Source organism: Streptomyces sp. NPDC048584 (assembly GCF_043199595.1).
Lineage (GTDB): Bacteria > Actinomycetota > Actinomycetes > Streptomycetales > Streptomycetaceae > Streptomyces > Streptomyces edwardsiae.
This window is the reverse complement of record NZ_JBICWF010000001.1, coordinates 915,629-933,611: the sequence shown is the minus strand read 5'-3', so window position 1 is coordinate 933,611 and position 17,983 is coordinate 915,629. Positions and strand designations below refer to the sequence as shown.

Sequence of the window (17,983 nt, the reverse complement as noted above, 5' to 3'; positions counted from 1 at the left end):
CTGTTTGCCTTCCGCTCCGGCGACGGCGCCGGAACCAGCAAAGGAACACCGCCATGTCGACCACCGCCACCGCCCCAGCGGCGGAGCACGCGCAGGCCGATCCGTACGCCCTGCGCCCCGAGGACGCCCGCCCGGCACCCACCGCCTTCCGCGAACGGATCCGCCATCTCGGCCCCGGCTTCGTCCTGTCGGCCGCCGTCGTCGGCTCCGGCGAGCTGATCACCACCACCGCACTCGGCGCCCAGGCCGGCTTCGCCCTGCTCTGGCTGGTCATCGTCTCCACCGCGGTGAAGGTCTGGGTCCAGATGGAACTGGCCCAGTGGACCATCCTCAACGGGCGCACCGCGCTGGAGGGTTACCGCGAGATCGGCCCGCGCATCGGCCGGCTGAGCTGGATCAACTGGCTCTGGATCGGCATGGACTTCGCCAAGATGTTCCAGCGCGGAGGCATCATCGGCGGTACGGCGGCGGCCTGTTCGGTGCTGTGGCCGGTCATCGGCGAACCACTGAGCTGGGGCTCCCTGGCACTGTGGGCGGTCGTCGTCACGGTCGCCGCCATCCTGCTGCTGCAGTCCGGCAAGTACAGTCTCGTCGAACGCGCCTGCCTCGTCTCCGTCGTCGTCTTCACCCTGGTCACCGTCAGCCTCGCGGTCGGTCTGCCCGGCACGGAGTTCGGCTACGGCGGCAGCGAACTCGGCAGCGGCTTCGGCTTCGAGATCCCGGCCGGCACCGTCGGCATCGCGCTCGCCGTCTTCGGCATCACCGGTGTCGGCGCCGACGAGATGACCACGTACACCTACTGGTGCCTGGAGAAGGGCTACGCCCGCTGGACCGGCCCGGACGACGGCAGCGAGGAGCGCGCCCGCCGTGCCGAGGGCTGGATCAAGGTGATGCGCCTGGACGCCCTCACCGGCCTCGCCGTCTGCGTGCTGTGCACCCTGTCCTTCTACGTCATCGGCGCGGCCGTGCTCCACCCGCAGGGGCTGGTGCCCGAGGGCAACGAGATGATCACCACGCTCTCCCGCGTCTACACCGACACCATGGGCCCCTGGGCCGAGTACCTGTTCCTCGTCGGCGCGTTCGCCGTCCTCTTCTCCACCCTCATCGGCTCCACCGCCTCCGTGCCCCGGCTGTGGACCAACACCCTCGGCCTGCTCGGCGTCATCGACTGGGGCGACGTCCGCGCCCGCACCCGCACCATCCGTGTCCTCACCTGGTGCCTGCCGCTGCTGTGGACCTGCTTCTTCCTCTGGATGCAGTCGCCGGTGCTGATGGTGCAGATCGGCGGCATCGGCGGCGGCGTCTTCCTGCTCGCCGTGGTCGTCGCCGTCTGGCGCCTGCGCCGCACCGGAGTGCCCGAGCGCTTCCGCGCCAACCCCTGGCTCACCGCGGCCCTCGTCCTCAGCAGTACCGCCATCCTGTGCGTCGGCGTGTACGGCGTACTGAAGACACTGGGAGCCGTGCCGGAGTAGCCGTACCGGATCCGTTCGGGCGGCGGGCCGAGCCGCCCGAACGGATGGAACATCCCCGCCCACCGGACACAGACCGGCGGGCGCTATATGTTGTTCCTCCGCACTGGACGTTCCACGGGGGTGGGCCGTATGTCCGAAGCAGATTCCTTCCACGAGGCGTACGAGGACGAGGAACCGCCGTCCTCCGCGCCCCCGAGGCCGGTGCGGCTGTCCGTCGGCCGCGCCGGCGACTCCTACGGCGTGGTGCGCGCGGACCCCTCCCACGAGGACCCCCAGCACAACGAGGTGTCGCCGCGTTTCGAGATCGGGACTCCGGCTTCCGCCGCCGCGGCACCGCCGCCCGAGGCCGCCCAGCAGTCCGACGACTCCGCGGGGTGACGCCGGTTGCCCACATCCTTCACGGCCGTCCTCGTCTTCCTGGTCGTCGTGGTGCCGGGGCTGGCCTTCGAGCTGAGTCTGCGCCGCCGCAGCCCCTCCCGCGTGGAGAGCCCGTTCGTGGAGAGTGCCCGGGTGGTGCTGGTCGGAGCCCTGAGCACGGCCGCCGCGACCGCGCTGCTGATCGCCCTGCGTGAGATACGGCCGGGAAGCCTGCCGAGCCCCACCGGGCTGCTGGCCGACTCGGCCCGCTATGTCACGGCGCACCCGGAGCTCACCGCGATCGGACTCGCGGCGGAGCTCTTCGCGGCCACGGCGCTGGCGCTCCTCGCCGTCGGTCTGGTCCGCTCTCCGACCGGCGGAGGCATCCAGAGCTTCGACGACGTGTGGTACGAGCTGCTCTACAACGACGTCCCGGCGGGAAAACGCCCCAAACTGGTGGTCGCGTTGAAAAGCGGCGGATACCGTGTATCGGGATTCTTCCACTCCATGAACACCCACCCCGAGGTGGACCGGCGTGAACTGGTCCTCAAGAGTGTGGAGTTGTTCCGCGAGGACCAGGCGTCGGGGGACGGCACCTGGCCCGCCGTCTATGTACGTCTGGCGATCCCCGCCCGCGAGATCGCCTGGCTGGCCGTGTCGCACGCCGCCCTGCCACCGGTCCCGGCACCGGCCGGCGGAGGTGCCCCGGCACCCGGCCGACCGGTCCGGCCGGGCGACCGGCTGCGCCGGTTCCAGTGGCAGGCCGCCGCAGCCGTACTGGTCGTCGAGGCGGCGGTGCTGCTCCTCGCGGGCTGAACGAACGAACACGGGGGTTCACACGGTGGGCGAGGCACACGAGGTCGAACTGACGCTGACGAACGCCAGGGTGGAGGACCTGGCGGACGGCACGGAACTCTGGACGGCATCCGTCGAACTGTCCGGCAGGCGGGGCGGGGTCACGGGGCGGGGCACCGGCGAGAACCTCGGCGCGCTGGTCTCCGGGTTCCGGAACAAGGTGGGCGACACCGAGGACCTCGGCTGGGCACTTCGGCCGCTCCTCTTACCCGAGGGCGTCGAACAGGCCCTGCAGCAGGCCTACATCGACGCCCTGCGGGACGACGTCCCGCTGCGGATCAGGATCAGGTGCGCCAACCTGGTGTTCTCCGCGCTGCCCTGGGAACTGACCCGGACGACGCTCGCCCTGTCGGCCTCGGATCCGCCGGGTGCCGGCCGGGACGCCCACCTCGTCAGCGACCCGGACCGGCTCGTGGTCTCCCGGGTCCTCGAATCCGCCGCCTCCCCCGGGCTCCGGACCGGCCTGCGGTCGCTGGTGGTCACGGCGGCGGACGCCGTCCGCCCGGAGGACCGGGCCGCCGGGACACCCCGGAGCGGGATCGACTGGACGGCGGAGGCGGCCGGCGAGGCGGTGCGCAGGCTGAAGGAGATCGGCGAAGCCGAACTGCTGCACGCCGCCACCCGCGAGCAGCTCACCCAGCGGCTGCGGACCACCGCCCACATCGTGTGCGTCATCGCCCACGGCTGGACCGACCGGGACGACGCATGCGGCATCGTCCTGCACACGCCCGGGGACACCGGCCCCGACTGGGTACCGGCCCGGCAACTGGCCGAGCTCTTCCAGGCGTCGGGCACCCAGCTGGTCGTCCTGATCGCCTGCGACACCGCGGGCCTGAACGCCTCCCGGAGCGGCTGGGGCACCGCCGCCCACCACATCGTGGCCCGCGGCGTCCCCGCCGTGGTGGCCATGCAGGCACCCGTGAGGCAGAACCTGGGGCAGGAGTTCCTCATCGGCCTGGTCACCGGGCTGGCGGAGAACGGCGAGATCCACGCCGCGATGGCGAAGGGCCTCGCAGAGGTCCGGGCCCGGACGGACATCGTCGGCAACCTCGCCGTGCCCGCCCTCTACACCGGCAGCGGCGACCTGCGTCTGCGCGAAGCCCCGCCGGAGCCGGTACGAGGACCCGCACACGCCTATCCCCTCCTGCCGCGTCCCACGGCCGGCGGTACCACGACCGCCTGGGGGACCGACGGCAGGAGGGCGCGACTCGACGTGGTGTGGGGGCTGGAGCGCGGGCCGTTCGCCGGTGTCCTCCTCGACGTCCCCGACCACGACCTCGCACAGGACCTGAACCACTACGAGAAGGCCTGGACCGTGCTGCTGCGGAGGAACGGGCTGCCCGCCCGCCGGTGGTTCGCCACCGACGTGGAGCGGCCCCCGCGGCCGCAGGCCTACTGGGAGCAGCACGCGACGTCCACCCGGGGCGAATGGCACGACTTCCGGCAGAACTTCACCCGGTTCGACCCCGGGTCCCCGGCCGACGTCGACCGCAGGGCCGACGACGGCTGGGTCCTGCGCACCGAGCTGGCCGCCTGGTCCCCCGACCGGTGGCAGGAGAGGATCGGCGAGTGGCTGCACCGCCTGCGGGACCGGGACGGACGCCTGGAACGGCCGATCGTCGTGGTCCTGCGAGGGCCGTCCCCCCTCCTGGAGGACAAGGGGCCCGGCGTCCTCGCACAGGTGCGGGACGACCTGGAGAACCGTCTCGGGACGCCGGTCACCGCGCTGAGCCGCCACCGCCCCGGCAAGCGGTACCGGGACGACGGGACGGCCCGCCCGGACGACGACGTCCACCCCGCCGACGCGAAGGCGCTGTCGGACCTGCGCCGGCGGGATCCCGGACGGTACGGACGAGCGCTGGAGCGTCTGGCGGCCGACGAACGGCTGCCCGGCCACCGCGCCTCCCTGAGCGCTGCCGCCGAGTACGACGACGACATGCGCGCCTGGATCGGGGCGCTCGGAGCCGGCCGGCCGGTGCCCCGTCCGGGTGACCTGCCGCTGGACGTCGACTCGGAACGGGCCGACACCATCGCCCTGGCCCTCCTGAAGCAGGTCTCGAAGCTCTCCGACGGCGACCTGCTCGCCTGGGACGACCCGCTGCTGTCCCCGCCCGTCCGCCGCCTGGTACGCCGGTTCCGCGAGGGCTGGGCCCACGCCCGGCCCGACGCGTCCGCGCTGGCGGCCTGGCTGGCCGCCCACCCGGACAGCGCCCCGGCCGCGGCCCGCGCCGGGCTCGACGTCCAGGCCGGGAAGGTCCTCGGCCTGCTGCCCGCCACCACGGCACCGTGGCCGCTGCTACGGGCCGTCGGCGCCGACAACGAGACCCTGGGCCGGCTGCTTCTGCTGCCTCCACTGGAACGCCACGCGCTCGGGCTGAACCGAACGGACCCGCCACCGCCGGGCTTCGACGCGGCCCTGCGCACCGAAGCCATACGGACCGCGGTGGGCCGCGCGCCTTCCACCGCCACCCGCTCCTCCGAGACCGACAAGGCAAGACGATGATCGAGGACTGGTACTTCTGCGCCGCGATGCGCGACACACCGCACGCCGCCCACGCCTACCTGGCCGTACTCGACGTCCTGGACGCCCCCGCGGCACTGGACGAGACCCTTCCGGACGCCCTGGAAGCGCTGGACGGCTGCGAACCCTGGACCGCCCTGCACGTCGTTCCCCGGCTGCTGACCCTCGCCACCTCGGGCGGCGAGAGCGCGGACCTCTGCATGGACCACCTCCTCGGGACGGTGGTCGGCACGGCGGGCGGCGGCCCGGTCGGCGAGGCCCTCACCGCCGCGGTCCGGGCCTGCGCGGAGGAGCGCCCGTCCCGCGCCGCCGCACGGCTGCGCCACGCCGTGCAGGTCTGGGGCCGCGACGCCACGCCCAGGACCACCCAGGAGCCGTTCCGCGAACTCACGCACTACCCGCGGGAAACCCTCCTGCTGGCCGTGACCGCGCACCTCGCCCGGCTGCCCGGCGCGGCCGAGGACATCGCCTCGGACCTGAGCGCCGAGAACTCGTGGCTGGACGAGCTCACCAGCCGGGCGGCCCGCCACGAATGGGGACGCCTGCCGTTCCTGCTCGCCCTGCGTGCCCGGGGCGGCATCGGCTCCACCGGAGCCGAGCGCGACCGGCTGCTGAGGGCGCTCTGCCGGCCCGCCGTCGGCTGGGCCGACCTGGAACCCGACCTGATGGCCGCCGCGGCACGACTGCTGCACCTCGGCACCGGCCAGGACGCGGAGCGGACCGTCACCGCCCTGGACACCGACGCCGTCACACTCGACGGACTGCGCCGGCTGCGGAGACTGCGCGGCGACATCCGGCCGGTGACCGGGGCCGACCGCGTCCTCGGCCGTCTCGGTCTGCCCGCCGGCAAACCGGCGCCCCCCGCCCTGTCCGCCGTCCTGTGGCAGCAGGCCCTCTGGGACCTGGCGGCCCGGCTGCACCCCGCACAGGCCGCGGCGGTCCTGGTGGACCGGTGGGGCGCGCCCGGCGGCCAGCCCCGCTACCCCGTGCGGTTCGGCGGCCCCGTCGCGGACCGGGAACGCGGCGCCTGGGCACGCCAGCTCACCGACCTCTGGCACCTGCGGACCGGACCGCGGATCCCGGCCGGGCAGAACGGCTCCACCGGAGGCCAGGTGGTCAGAACCGGCCACCTCGACACGCTCAGACTCCCGGGTGTGTCCGCCTGGGCCTTCTCGCCGTGGCTGGACCGGGCGCGGACCGGCGCGAACGCCTCGGCGGGAAGCGGGCGCTTCCCCGCGGTGCACGATCCGGTCGTCCTCCTGCGGCTGCTGTCGTCCCTGCGCACCGCGGTCAGGCTGATGCGGCACGGCGTCGAGGAGTCCCGCTTCCTCGCCGACCTGGTGATGCACGGCGCCGAGGTCCTCGCCGAGGGCAGACTCGGGGCGTACATGCTGAACCTCACCCACGGCACCGAGAAGCACGAGGAGGCGCCGCTCCCGACCGTGCTGGTGCCGCTCGCCCTCGCCGCCTACCGGACGGGAACGTACGCCCTGCGCGGGGTGTACCCGGAACTGCATCCGGAGGTGTTCGCGCACCGGGCGCTCGCCGGTGCCGACCCCGGGTCCTGGAAGGACCCCGCCCAGCGCTTCTACCGTCAGTCCCAACTGCTCCACCAGGACGGGGGAGCGCTGAACGTGCTGGTGTCCGCCGTACTGGACGCGCTCTCCGGAGCCACCGGCCCGCAGGACCACTCCCCCCAGCGGCGCTGGTTCGACGGCGAACCGCCGCTCGCCGAAAGGCTGCTGGACCAGGCCGCGCGCGGACTCCACCCATGGTTCCGGCGCCATCACCTCGGCAACGCGCTGCTGCTCCTGCGGCTGCTGCTGCGCAGGGACGTCACCGCCGACCGTGTGACGCGCGACCGCGACATGGGCCGCAGACCGAAGACCTTCCAGGAGGTACTGCTCACGCCCGCCGCCGATCTGGCGACCCGTCAGGACCGGGAACTCTTCGACTCCTGGGTCGCCAAGGTCGACGGCGACAGCTCGGCGGTCGGGCTCGCGGGGGCCTCGGTGCGACTGCTGCAGGCCCTGTCGCAGTCGCGTGGCGGGCCGGCCGACCCGGAGCTCGGCCGCCTCGTCGAGATCTGGGCCGGCCGGATGGACCGGATCCGGGAGCCCAGGGAACTCGCGCGGCTGATCCGCTGGTATCTGCTGCAGATCTTCGACGTCATCCGGGGCGACGACGAACAGGAGAGCCGGGTACTGAGCAAACTCCTCGACGTCTTCACGGAGTTCGGCCTGCGCACGCCCACCGACCAGCGACTGCTGTTCGACCGGCTGGCATCCCACACCGACACCACCGTACGCACCCGCCTGCTCAGCCTGTCCTACGACGGCCGACTCACCGGGGCCGGAGCGGGCCGTGCCCTGCCGGACGTCTGGGAGCGGGCCATGTACCGGGAGACCGGGCAGGCGCTCGGCCGTCAGCTCGACCGGCTGGTCCGGACCCTGACACGGGACGCCGTCCCGGAGAGCGGGAACAACCGCGAGTTCATCGAGAGGTCCTGGGAGAACTCGGCCCTCACCCCCGTCCTGCGGTCACGGACCGTACCGCTCGGCATGTCCGCGCGCCACGCGGCCGGGTCCGGTCCCGGGAAGGGGTTTCCCGATGTGCGTACGGTGGTGGCCCAGCTCGCGTACCGGAGCAGTGACGAGGTGGTGTTCCACCATCTGCCGGTCGAGCCGGACCAGCCGGACACCTACGACCTCTACCAGGACCCGGATCGGTGCGAGGAGGCCGTCCGCAAGGCGACCATGGGCAAGTCCCCGAGCCTGCTCGGCGTGGTGTGCGGACGGACCGCCGACGGCGGGCGGCTGCTGGTCAACTGCGGTATGGAGCGCCCCCTGGAGGCCTACGCCTACGAGGGGGCCCGGACCGGCGACCCGGTCCGGTTCCAGCTGGGCCACGACCACTACACGGGCATCGAGATCAAGGGCGTCCCGCAGCGGCTTCCGGTGATACACCGGGCGGGTGACGTACGCCGGGTGCGCGTCACCCTGCGCCCGGAGCAGGCGACGGCGAGTGTGGTCCTCGCGGACGCCCCCGCCTTCACGGAGGAGGACCACGGACCGCTCGCCGAATGGGACCCGGACCTCTCCAGAAGGTTCGCCGACGGCGGGGGAGACGAGGTGGTCGTCGAGACGGTGGCACGGTACGAGGAGCACGGCTGGCAGCCCGTCGACCGCGGCTTCACCGAGTTCCTCGCCGCCCGCCTGCCGTACGACGGCGGGACGACGGGCGTACTGACCCTGATGGGGGACACCGGCGCGGAACCCGGATCGTGGCGGTTCTCGGCGAAGCCCGGGTACACCTACCTCCTCCCGGAGCGGTGCTGGGAACCGGAGTCCGCCGCCCGGCTGCACGAGGAGATCGCCGAGGCGCAGGACCCCGAGGGGCTGCGCTGCCGGGTACGGGTGGTCGAGCCCGAGGGCGACCACCCGCCCCGGCTCGCCCTCGTCACCGGGCCGCCCGGCGACGGGCCCGCGAGCGGGCACTCCGACACCGCGGTGGACGGCGTCGACACCCGCAACCTGCGCTGGCGCGACCTGTGTCTCGCGGACACCGTCCCGGTGACCAGGAAGGACGGCGGGTGGCGGGTGGAGCACGACATCCCCGGCTTCCCCGACGTGGTCGTGTACGACATGCCTCCCCAGGTGGCGGACACCGTCGAGCAGTCGATCGACGGCTGGGACGAGCAGGCGATGCGCACGGGCCGCGTCAAGGCCCGCGAGAATCCGCACCTGGTCGGGCAGCAGGCGACCCTCGAGGCGTTCAACGCGCTCCACGGCCTGCGCAAGGGCCACCTCGTCCGGCTGCGCGCGGGCGCGTCGGCCGCGCCCCGCAACGGCTCGTACGGCGCGTGGACGGCCGACGGGAACGCCCTCGTCGCCGTCGAGGCGGAGTCCGTCATCCTGCGGCCCGCCCGCGACACCGACGACTGGCGGCGCGCGGTCCGGGGCCGGGAGGCGGTCGTCACCAGAGTCACCTGGGGCAACCGCGACCCCCGGCCGGCCGGCCCGCGCGATGTGCGCGGGGCCGTCTCCACCGACGACCTGCTCGCCGGGCTGGACGACCGGGCGGCCGCCGAGGCCGGCGCGGTGCTCGAGGCGAGGGAGCGCCTCGACGGGGTGCTGCTGTCGGCGCCGGCGGCACATTCGGGGGAGGCGCCGCGGGTGTGGCTGCGGGTGGGCCACCGCGTGCTCGACGTGCACGTCCCGTGGGATGCCTTCACCGAGTCCCGCAGCGCCGGCGGCGACCAGGTCCGGGCCTTCCGGTCGGGCCGGCACTGGGTCTTCACCCCGTGCCGGCGCCGGGTCTTCACCCGCTGCCTGTGGCGCGTCACCAGGACGGCCAAGGGCGGCCACACCTATGTGGGTGCCTCCCTCGACGTGTCGGCGCGGCGGTCCACCTACTGGCAGACCCACGGCCGGCCGGGCGAGCTGGCCGAACTGTCCTCGCCGCGGCAGCGGGGCCGGGACGAGTTCGCGTCCGCGCGGGTGTCGCTCGGCCCCTCCTTCCGCGAGTGGGGCGAGCAGGGAGGGGGCCGGGAGCCCGTGCTCCGGCAGCGTGCCGAGGTGCGGCTGGACCGCGGCCGCTCGGCCTGGGGCCTCACCGAGGGGGCCCACGACACCGACCAGGCGTGGCAGGTGGACGCGGTGAACCTGCGGATCCGGCCGGTCGGCGGTACGGATCTGTGCGAGGTGCGCCGGATCTTCGTCCTCACCGAGGCGCGCACCGCCGACGCCGACGGTCTGCACGACAAGGCGTGGCCGGTGGTCATGAAGCGGTACGGCTGGAACGCCGACCTGCGCGACGGGACGGCCGTGCTCCTCCCCGTCCCCGTCGACGGCGGCACCCGCCGCGTCAGCCTGCCGCCGGTACCCCTCGAACCGGACGAGCGGCCCCATGTCGAGGGGCGGGCCTACTCTCCCAAGCACGTCCGTGTCGTGGTGCGGCCGGCCTCCGGTCCGGCCGCGGGTGCCGCGACCCACACGGCCTCCTACCGTCAGGTCCCGCCGCTGGGACTGGGCGACTTCATGAAGGCGCAGAACATCGTGGAGGGCCGGGAGACGGATACCTCCCTGTACTTCGTGGGCCCGGAGCGGGTGGAGCGGCCGGAGCGGCCGGGGCGGGGGCGCCACCCCTTCGAGTGGCTCCTCTTCGAGTGGGGCTACGGACGCACCCTGCGGGTGCATGTGAACGACGTCATGCTGGACGACCACCCGCTGCGGTCCGCCCAGGAACTGCCGTTCTTCCACGGCGACGAGATCACCCGGCTGACCGTCACCCCGAAGCCCCGGCAGGGCGAGCACGGCACGGCGAGGGACCGGTTCTGGCTGCGTCTGCACGGGCACGCGATCCGCTGGTCCGTCGAACGGGGACTGCGCGACGACGCCGGCCTCGGCATCGTCGCACGGCTGAAGGTCCGCCTCGACCGGGCGGCGAACGAGGCGCACGTCGTCGAGGTCCAGTCCCGCGGCGGGTCGTTCGGCGGGGACGACGCGGGCGAGCGCCCGGGGGAGGTACGCACTCCCCGGCTCCGGATGACCAGGGCCGGAGCCGCGTCCGTCCTGCGCCACTACCCCTCGGGCCCCGATGTCGTCTGGGTGCTCGGGAAGCTGGACACCGGCCGCTGGGACCGCAGCAACGGGCGGGACGTCGAGTTCCTGCACCTCCGGCCGGTCATCGACGGCAAGGCCAAGGACGCGCTCCACCGGGGCCAGCACGTCTTCATGTGGGCCGGGCTCATCCAGCCCCGCCGCAACGACGTCACGCTCGACCTGACGCTGGAACTCGGCCCGACGGAGCGGCCGGAGCCGATCACCGCACGGGTCACCCGCCGGACGTTCGCCCACCGGGAGAACCTGCTGCGCCGGATCTTCGACGGCGGCGGGGAGAAGGCCCTCAAGGGCACGCCCTATCTGGTCGAACTGCGCAGCCGGCGGGAGAGCGACGGCGCCTTCGAGGGGCGGCTGACCAACTCGCCGGCCCGGCGTGCCAAGGCGCTGCTCAGCCGGCTCACCGCGCGCGACCCCTCGTGCTTCGCCACGGTGACGCAGCACGAGCCGGACATCCGGCTGGAGTTGCGGGCGGGCATCCACGTCGTCCTGGGCCGCGCCGACATCGCCGGATGGAGCGACGTGGAACCGGGCATGGTGGTGCGCGTCACCCGGACCTCCGACGACCGGTTCCGGCTCCGTGTGGCGCTGCCGGGCGACTCCGCCTACGCGGTCGACGGCCGGGAGGCCGTGGTGTTCCCCAAGAACCCCCTCCTGAGCGGACGGCGGCCGGACGCCAGACAGCTGAGCCAGCCGTTGTTCGTCGTCTCCGGGCTGCCCAACGTGGAACTGCTGGCACCGTCGGCCGAGTCCGGGGACGCCGTCGCCGGCTCCGTCGCCCAGGTGATGCGGCACCGGCACCCGAAGACCGGTCGGCTGCGCGTACGGGGGAAGGACTTCGAGATCGTGGCCCCGGGGGCCGGCGGATCCTCGGTGTCGTGGCTCTCCGTCGACCCCGGCACGTTCGAGGCGCGGCTGACCCCGGTGGTTCCCCCGGCCGGGGAGGAGGAGGCACAGGGGACGCCGATCGATCCGGCGCAGCTGTCCTTCGCGGACCGCGACACCCGGTGGATCGCCGGGCGGCACGCCGGCGCCCGCGAGGTGCCGCACGACAGCCGTACCGGACGCTGGCCCGACGGGCGTCCCGAGTCCGTGGTGCCCGAGTCACTGGACCGCGGGGGCGGCGTGCCGCCGGTGGTCCCCGCCGCCGGTCCCTCCCTGCGGTACCCGCCGGACCAGGGCCGCCGGTTCGGCTTTCCCGCCGGTCACCTCACCGACCGTCCCGGCACGCCCGGCGCCGGGACCGGCCGGGCGGCCACGGCGCACTGGTACACCGTCGCGGGCCCGGCACGGCACGTCGACGGGGCGCACGGGGCCGACGGGCTGTGGCTCGAGCTGTCGCCCGGCCGTCTGGTCGAGCTGCCCGGCGGCCTGATGCACACCCTGCACAGCGGCAGTCCGGAGTCCCTCGAGGGGCTCTGCTGGGACCTGTTCCGGCCCGGTGACACGGTGCGGGTGTCCGCCCACCACCGCGGGCTGACGGAGCCCGCCTGTGTCGTCCTGCACGACTGGCGTCCGGGACTGCGCGGGGCGCTGGGAGACGTACCGGCGGTACTGGCGGTGCTCGGCGGCGATCCGGAGTGCGGCGCGCTGCGTCTGGGCGGCGCCGAACGGGAGTTGCAGTATCCGGTCACCCGTGCGGCGGCGGAACGCCACGCGGAGGGCCACACGGTGCGTCTCACCCCGGACAACCGTCTCGTTCCCTGGACCGGGGCCCCCGAGCGCGGCGACGCCGTACTGCTGGGGTGCGACGAGTCGGGCGTCCTCCTCGTCCACGGGGTGCCGGCGGGGGCCGTCCTGCTCGCCGACGAGGGCTGGGCGGACGACGCCTGGATCCGCGGGGAGCTCGAAGGGGGCCCGGAACGGGTCTCGGCCCTGCTGGCCATGACCGACGGCGCGCTGCCCGTGACCGTCGAGGAGGCCGGGCCCGACGGCGCCCTGACGGTGTCCCGTTCGGCCCAGCCGCGACTGCCGTCCGGCCCCGGCGAGGTGTGGCAGACGCGGGCGTGGCCCGCGGGGCGGCTGGCGGACGGCCGGCTCGTGCTGCGCAGCGGCGGGGCCCTGCTCGCCCTGCACCCCGCCGAACTGGTTCCCGGTCTGCCGGCCGATGCCGCCGTCCCGGTGGCCGAGGCGCTGACCGACCGGGAGCGGCCCGTCGTCGGCGACCACGCGCTGTGGCTGCACCGTACGGCGGACGGGACGACGGTGAGCGGACTGCGCCTGCGGGAGGCGGCCGAGCGGCGGGTGCTGCCGGTCGCCGTGATCCACGGGGACGGCGGGGAACGGCGTCCGGCGGGCGTGCTGTGCCAGGAGAGCGGCTCCGGCGCCCTGCGGTGGCTGCCCACGGCGCACGCGGCCTGGGCGGAGCTGACGGGCAAGCAGCTGCACGAGTGCCTGGTCCGGCCGCGGCGGCCGGTCTGGGCCCAGGTGGGTTCCGGCGGACATGTCTCGTGCACCACCTCGGCGTCGGCGCTCAGCCATTTCCGGCACCTGGGCATCGGCCAGCCGGTCCGTCTGCTCGTGCTCGGCATCACTCATCGCGGACCGCGCCACGGCCGGCACGAGTATCTGGCCCGGCTGGAGAGCAACGACATCATCGTGTCCTTCCTCAGCCGGTCGTCCAAGCACCATGAGAACGAGCGGCTCGTCGGAGAGGTGGAGGCGCTGACCGACCGCCCCGACGACGGCATGACGCAGGTGCGCACCGTCCCGCGGAACCAGCGCGGTACGGTGCCCGACCTGCCCCGTTCCGTGCTGTCCGTCGCCGCGGGAACCGGTGACACGTCCTTCGAGCGCTATCGGGAGCTGTGTCTCGACCCGGACCTCGAGATCGTCGGCGCCGGGGAGACGCCCGCCGGGCAGCGGGTCGTGCGGGCGGCGTCGCACCATCTGGACACCGGTGGCACCGGGGGCCTGTCCGACGAGGCGGCGCGGGCCCTGGACGACTGGATCGACGTCTGTATGAAGGAGGACTGGGAGGAGAGGGAGGTGGACCTCCTGCCGCTCCTCGGGGCGACGCTGCTCAGCGCGGCGAGGAGCGCCAACGACCCGGAGGAGGCGGGGTTCGCCGTCGACCTGGCGTACAACGTGGGGGAACGGGCCCTGCGGGCCGTCCACGTCGACCCCATGATCATCCCCTGGCTCGGCGGCGAGCGGGGCCGGGCCGGTCTGTGGGGGAGGATCCCGACGGTGACGGCGCTGATGGAGCCGGACGAGCTGGAGCGCCTGGTGATCTTCGGGCGGTCCAGGCTGTACCGGGCGGCGGCGGAACAGGATCCCGAGCTGGAGCGGGTCGCCCGGGGACTCCTGCTGTCGGTGGGGGAGCCGGTCGATCCCGCCCCGCTGCTGGAGCCGGCCGGAATCCTGACGGAACTGTCACGCCTGGGCCGTGCCCTGGCCGTGCCGAGAGGCAGGGCGAGGGCGCAGGACAGGCTCGACCCGGCCCAGACCGCCTTCCTCGCCACGGTGTTCCGGGCCGTCCTGCTGGACGCGCGCCGGGTGGTGATGCCGGGTCTGCTGTTCCTGCCGACGGCCTTGGGGCGGGACACCTGACCGGCGGTCCCGGGGCCCGCGGCGCACCGCGGGCCCCGGGACCGGCACGCCGTCGTCCGTGCTCACCCGTGCGCGGGCGTCTCCTCGCGGGGCGGTGCCGTCGAGGCGCGTACCACGAGTTCGGTGGCGAGCTCGATGTGGTGGGACTCGACCTTCTCGCCGTTGGCGAGTCGCAGGGCGGTGCGCAGGGCCGCGGCGCCCATCTCCCGGAGCGGCTGGCGCACGGTGGTCAGGGGCGGTGAGGACATCTGGGCGAGGCTCGTGTCGTCGAAGCCGACCACGCTCAGGTCCTCGGGAACGCGCAGGCCCCGGGCGCGAGCGGTCTCGATGACGCCGAGCGCGATCTCGTCGTTCCCCGCGAAGACCGCCGTCGGAGGTTCTTCCAGGTCCAGCAGCGCCGTGGCGCCGAGCAGTCCGGTCTCGTACGTGAACTCTCCCGGCCGGACGTAGCCGTCCGGTACCCGCGCTCCTTCCGCCTCCATGGCGGCGCGGTAGCCGTGCATACGTGCCTGGTTGCAGACGGCCATGGCCGGTCCGCCGAGATAGGCGACGCGGCGGTGGCCCAGGGAGAGCAGGTGCCGGGTCGCGGACAGACCGCCGGCGAAGTTGGTCGCCCCGACGCTGTTGACCCGGCTGTCCGGCAGATGCAGCGGGTCCAGCACGACCAGCGGCAGCCCGGACCGGGCCAGCTCGCCGAGATGGGCCGCGGTGTACACGCTGGTGACCGCGATGACGGCGCGGCGCCCGGCCGAGACCAGGTCCCGGGCCCAGTGCGGGGCGCTGGACGCCTTGCTGACCACCACCGAGGCCCCTGACGCGGCGGCCGAGTCGACGATGCCCTCCAGGGTCTCCGCGACGTACGACTTGAGGCCGCCCTGGAACTGCACCTCGATGGTCGGGTTCTCGACGGCCTCCGTGTGCCGGAACACGGGCGCGAGGTAGTCGTGCCGATGCAGCAGTTCCTGCACACGGACACGGGTGTGCGGCGCCACGTCACCGCGGCCGTTGACCACCTTGGACACCGTCGCGACGGAGACCCCGGCCGCTTGGGCGATGTCCGCCAACGTGGTGCGTCTGGCGTTCGGTCGCATCGCTTCCTCTCGGCTGGGCCGGTATGACCTGCACCGACAGTCTGTCAGCCCGTCGCCATCACGTCATCACCGCCTTGATCCGGACCCTTTCGAAACAGTTTCGAAGCCTGGCGGGCTCCTCCGGTTCGGCTTGATCACCCAGGCTGTACCGATTTTCCGCCCGCACCGCTATGTGACTGCACACGTATTGACACCGCATCAGGTCGAAACCTAGCTTGCTCCACCAGAGCAAGAAGAAGGAATTTTCGAAAACCTTTCACCATGACTCACGAGAAGCCGACGGCTCTCGAGTGCGGAGAACATCATGGCGCTCTCTCGACGTACCCTCCTCGGTCTGGCGGCCGGTGTGCCGGTCTCCGCGGCCCTGGCCGGCTGCGGCGGCTCGTCAGGACCCGGCAAGAGCGGCGGTGCCACGTACTGGTACCTGAACGGGCAGCCGCAGGAAGGAGTCAGGGCCGGCGCCGTCGACGCGTTCAACAAGGCCCATCCCGACAGGGAGATCGACGACACGACCTACCAGAACGACGCGTACAAGACGAAAATCAAGACCGCGATCGGTGCCGGACAGGCGCCCACCGTCATCTGGGGCTGGGGCGGCGGGACACTGCGCGCCTACGCGGAGGCGGACCAGGTCGAGGACCTCACCTCGTGGTTCGACGAGCACTCCGAGCTCAAGAAGGGACTGTTCCCGTCCTCGTTCGGCGCGGCGACCGTCGACGGCAGGATCTACGCGATGCCGTGCGAGACCGTCCAGCCGATCATCCTCTACTACAACAACAGGGTGTTCGACCAGGTCGGGGTGGAACCACCCCAGTCCTGGGACGACATCATGGCGCTGGTGCCCAGGTTCAACGCGAAGGGCATAGCGCCGTTCGCCCTGGGCGGCCAGTCCCGGTGGACGAACATGATGTGGCTCGAGTTCCTCTTCGACCGCATCGGCGGTTCCGAGGTCTTCCAGGCCGCCATCGAGGGCGAGAAGAACGCCTGGTCCCACCCGGACGCCATCAAGGCGCTGACCAAGCTCCAGGACCTGGTCAAGGCCGACGGGTTCGTCAAGGGCTTCTCCTCGATCACCGCGGACTCCAACGCCGATCAGGCACTGCTCTACACCGGCCGGGCCGCCATGATGCTGCACGGCGCCTGGTCGTACGGCATCCAGCAGACCGACGGCGGGGACTTCGTCTCCAGCGGCTCGCTGGGCTACATGACCTTCCCGCCCGTCGAGGGCGGCAAGGGCGATCAGAGCGACACGGTCGGCAATCCCGCCCAGTACCTGTCCATCTCCTCGAAGGCGAGTGCCGCGCAGAAGAAGACCGCGAAGGACTTCTTCGCCACGGGCATCCTCCAGGAGGAGGAGGTGAAGAAGTGGATCGGCAACGGGTCGGTCCCGATCCGGCTGGGCACGGAGAAACTGCTGGCGGCCTCCGAGAACGCCGACTTCCTCCAGTTCACGTACGACATCGCCAGTAAGGCCAAGGTGTTCGTGCAGTCCTGGGACCAGGCGCTCAGTCCGACGGCCGCCGAGACCCTGCTGGACAACATCGTCAAGCTGTTCCAGCTGTCCATCTCACCCCAGCAGTTCGCCGGCAACCTCAACGCGGTCACCGGCGCATGAGCGCACTCACCGGCCGGCCGCGCGGTCGTGAGCCGCGCAGCGTCCTGCCGTGGCTGGCGGTGCCCGCGCTGGTGGTCTTCGTCGGCTTCGCCGTGGTCCCGCTCATCGGCGTCTTCGCCCTGAGCTTCACCACCTGGGACGGTATCGGCGCCATCCGCCCCTCGGGACTGACCAGTTGGCGTGCGGTGCTCACCGACCCCGGACTGCCGCACGCCCTGTGGGTCACGTTCCTGGTGATGGCGGTGTCCTGGATCGTGCAGACGCCGCTGAGCATCCTGCTCGGCACGTTCCTGGCCGGCCGCCAGCGCTACCGCGCGGTGCTGGGCGTGGTGTACTTCGTCCCGCTGATGCTCAGCTCCGCGGCGATCGCGATCGCCTACGAGGCACTGCTGGACCCCAACTTCGGTCTCGGTGCCGGGCTGAAGATCCAGGCGCTCAGCCAGGACTGGCTGGGCCGGCCGTGGCTCGCGTTCGGGGTCGTCGTCTTCGTCGTCTCCTGGCAGTTCGTCCCGTTCCACTCCCTGATCTACCAGGGCGGTGTTCAGCAGATCCCCAAGTCCCTCTACGAGGCGGCCCAGTTGGACGGCGCCGGACGGGTCCGGCAGTTCTTCAGCATCACCCTGCCGCAGCTGAAGTACACCGTCATCACCTCGTCCACGCTGATGGTCGTCGGGTCGCTGACCTTCTTCGACCTCATCTTCGTCCTGACCGAGGGCGGCCCCGGCGATGCCACCCGGGTTCTCGCACTGGACATGTACAAGCGGGGATTCCAGGCCAGCCTGATGGGACCGGCCAGCGTCATCGCGGTCATCCTGGTCCTCGTGGGCCTCGCCCTCGCCCTGCTGCTGCGCCGTCTCGGAGGCCGGGACGCGGGCGCGAGCCAACTCGAGGGGGCCTGA

Annotated in this window: 8 protein-coding genes; 7 read left to right on the top strand and 1 reads right to left on the bottom strand. The window is 72.8% G+C overall.

Annotated features, from left to right (window positions below; genetic code table 11):
• Positions 1–53: 53 nt before the first annotated feature.
• From ACGFR9_RS03880 to ACGFR9_RS03860, 5 genes are all read left to right on the top strand, one after another.
• A complete protein-coding gene (locus ACGFR9_RS03880; RefSeq protein WP_393202634.1) occupies positions 54–1,472 on the top strand; it encodes an Nramp family divalent metal transporter in 1,419 nt (472 codons plus the stop codon).
• Between the two features lie 129 nt (positions 1,473–1,601).
• On the top strand, positions 1,602–1,850 hold the full coding sequence (locus ACGFR9_RS03875) for a hypothetical protein (RefSeq protein WP_393202632.1): 249 nt from the start codon (positions 1,602–1,604) through the stop codon (positions 1,848–1,850).
• 6 nt (positions 1,851–1,856) lie between these two features.
• Positions 1,857–2,645, top strand: coding sequence for a DUF6338 family protein (locus ACGFR9_RS03870; RefSeq protein WP_393202630.1), 789 nt, complete (start codon positions 1,857–1,859; stop codon positions 2,643–2,645).
• A 25-nt stretch (positions 2,646–2,670) separates the two neighbouring features.
• Positions 2,671–5,187: a CHAT domain-containing protein gene (locus ACGFR9_RS03865; protein ID WP_393202628.1), complete on the top strand. Its 2,517-nt coding sequence runs from the start codon at positions 2,671–2,673 to the stop codon at positions 5,185–5,187.
• Entirely contained in the window at positions 5,184–14,378 is a 9,195-nt protein-coding gene (locus ACGFR9_RS03860; RefSeq protein ID WP_393202626.1) for a hypothetical protein, read from the top strand. The genes ACGFR9_RS03865 and ACGFR9_RS03860 overlap by 4 nt, the downstream gene beginning before the upstream one ends.
• Before the next feature lie 62 nt (positions 14,379–14,440).
• Here ACGFR9_RS03860 and ACGFR9_RS03855 read toward each other — a convergent pair whose 3' ends face one another.
• Positions 14,441–15,469 (bottom strand): LacI family DNA-binding transcriptional regulator, encoded by a 1,029-nt coding sequence (locus tag ACGFR9_RS03855; protein ID WP_393202624.1) that lies wholly within the window; start codon positions 15,467–15,469, stop codon positions 14,441–14,443.
• 304 nt (positions 15,470–15,773) lie between these two features.
• Between ACGFR9_RS03855 and ACGFR9_RS03850 the strand changes: the two genes are divergently transcribed.
• Both ACGFR9_RS03850 and ACGFR9_RS03845 read left to right on the top strand, forming a co-directional pair.
• Positions 15,774–17,084, top strand: a complete 1,311-nt coding sequence (locus tag ACGFR9_RS03850) for an extracellular solute-binding protein (protein ID WP_393202622.1) — start codon at positions 15,774–15,776, stop codon at positions 17,082–17,084.
• Complete coding sequence (locus ACGFR9_RS03845; RefSeq protein WP_393202620.1) at positions 17,081–17,983, top strand: carbohydrate ABC transporter permease; 903 nt, start codon at positions 17,081–17,083, stop codon at positions 17,981–17,983. The genes ACGFR9_RS03850 and ACGFR9_RS03845 overlap by 4 nt, the downstream gene beginning before the upstream one ends.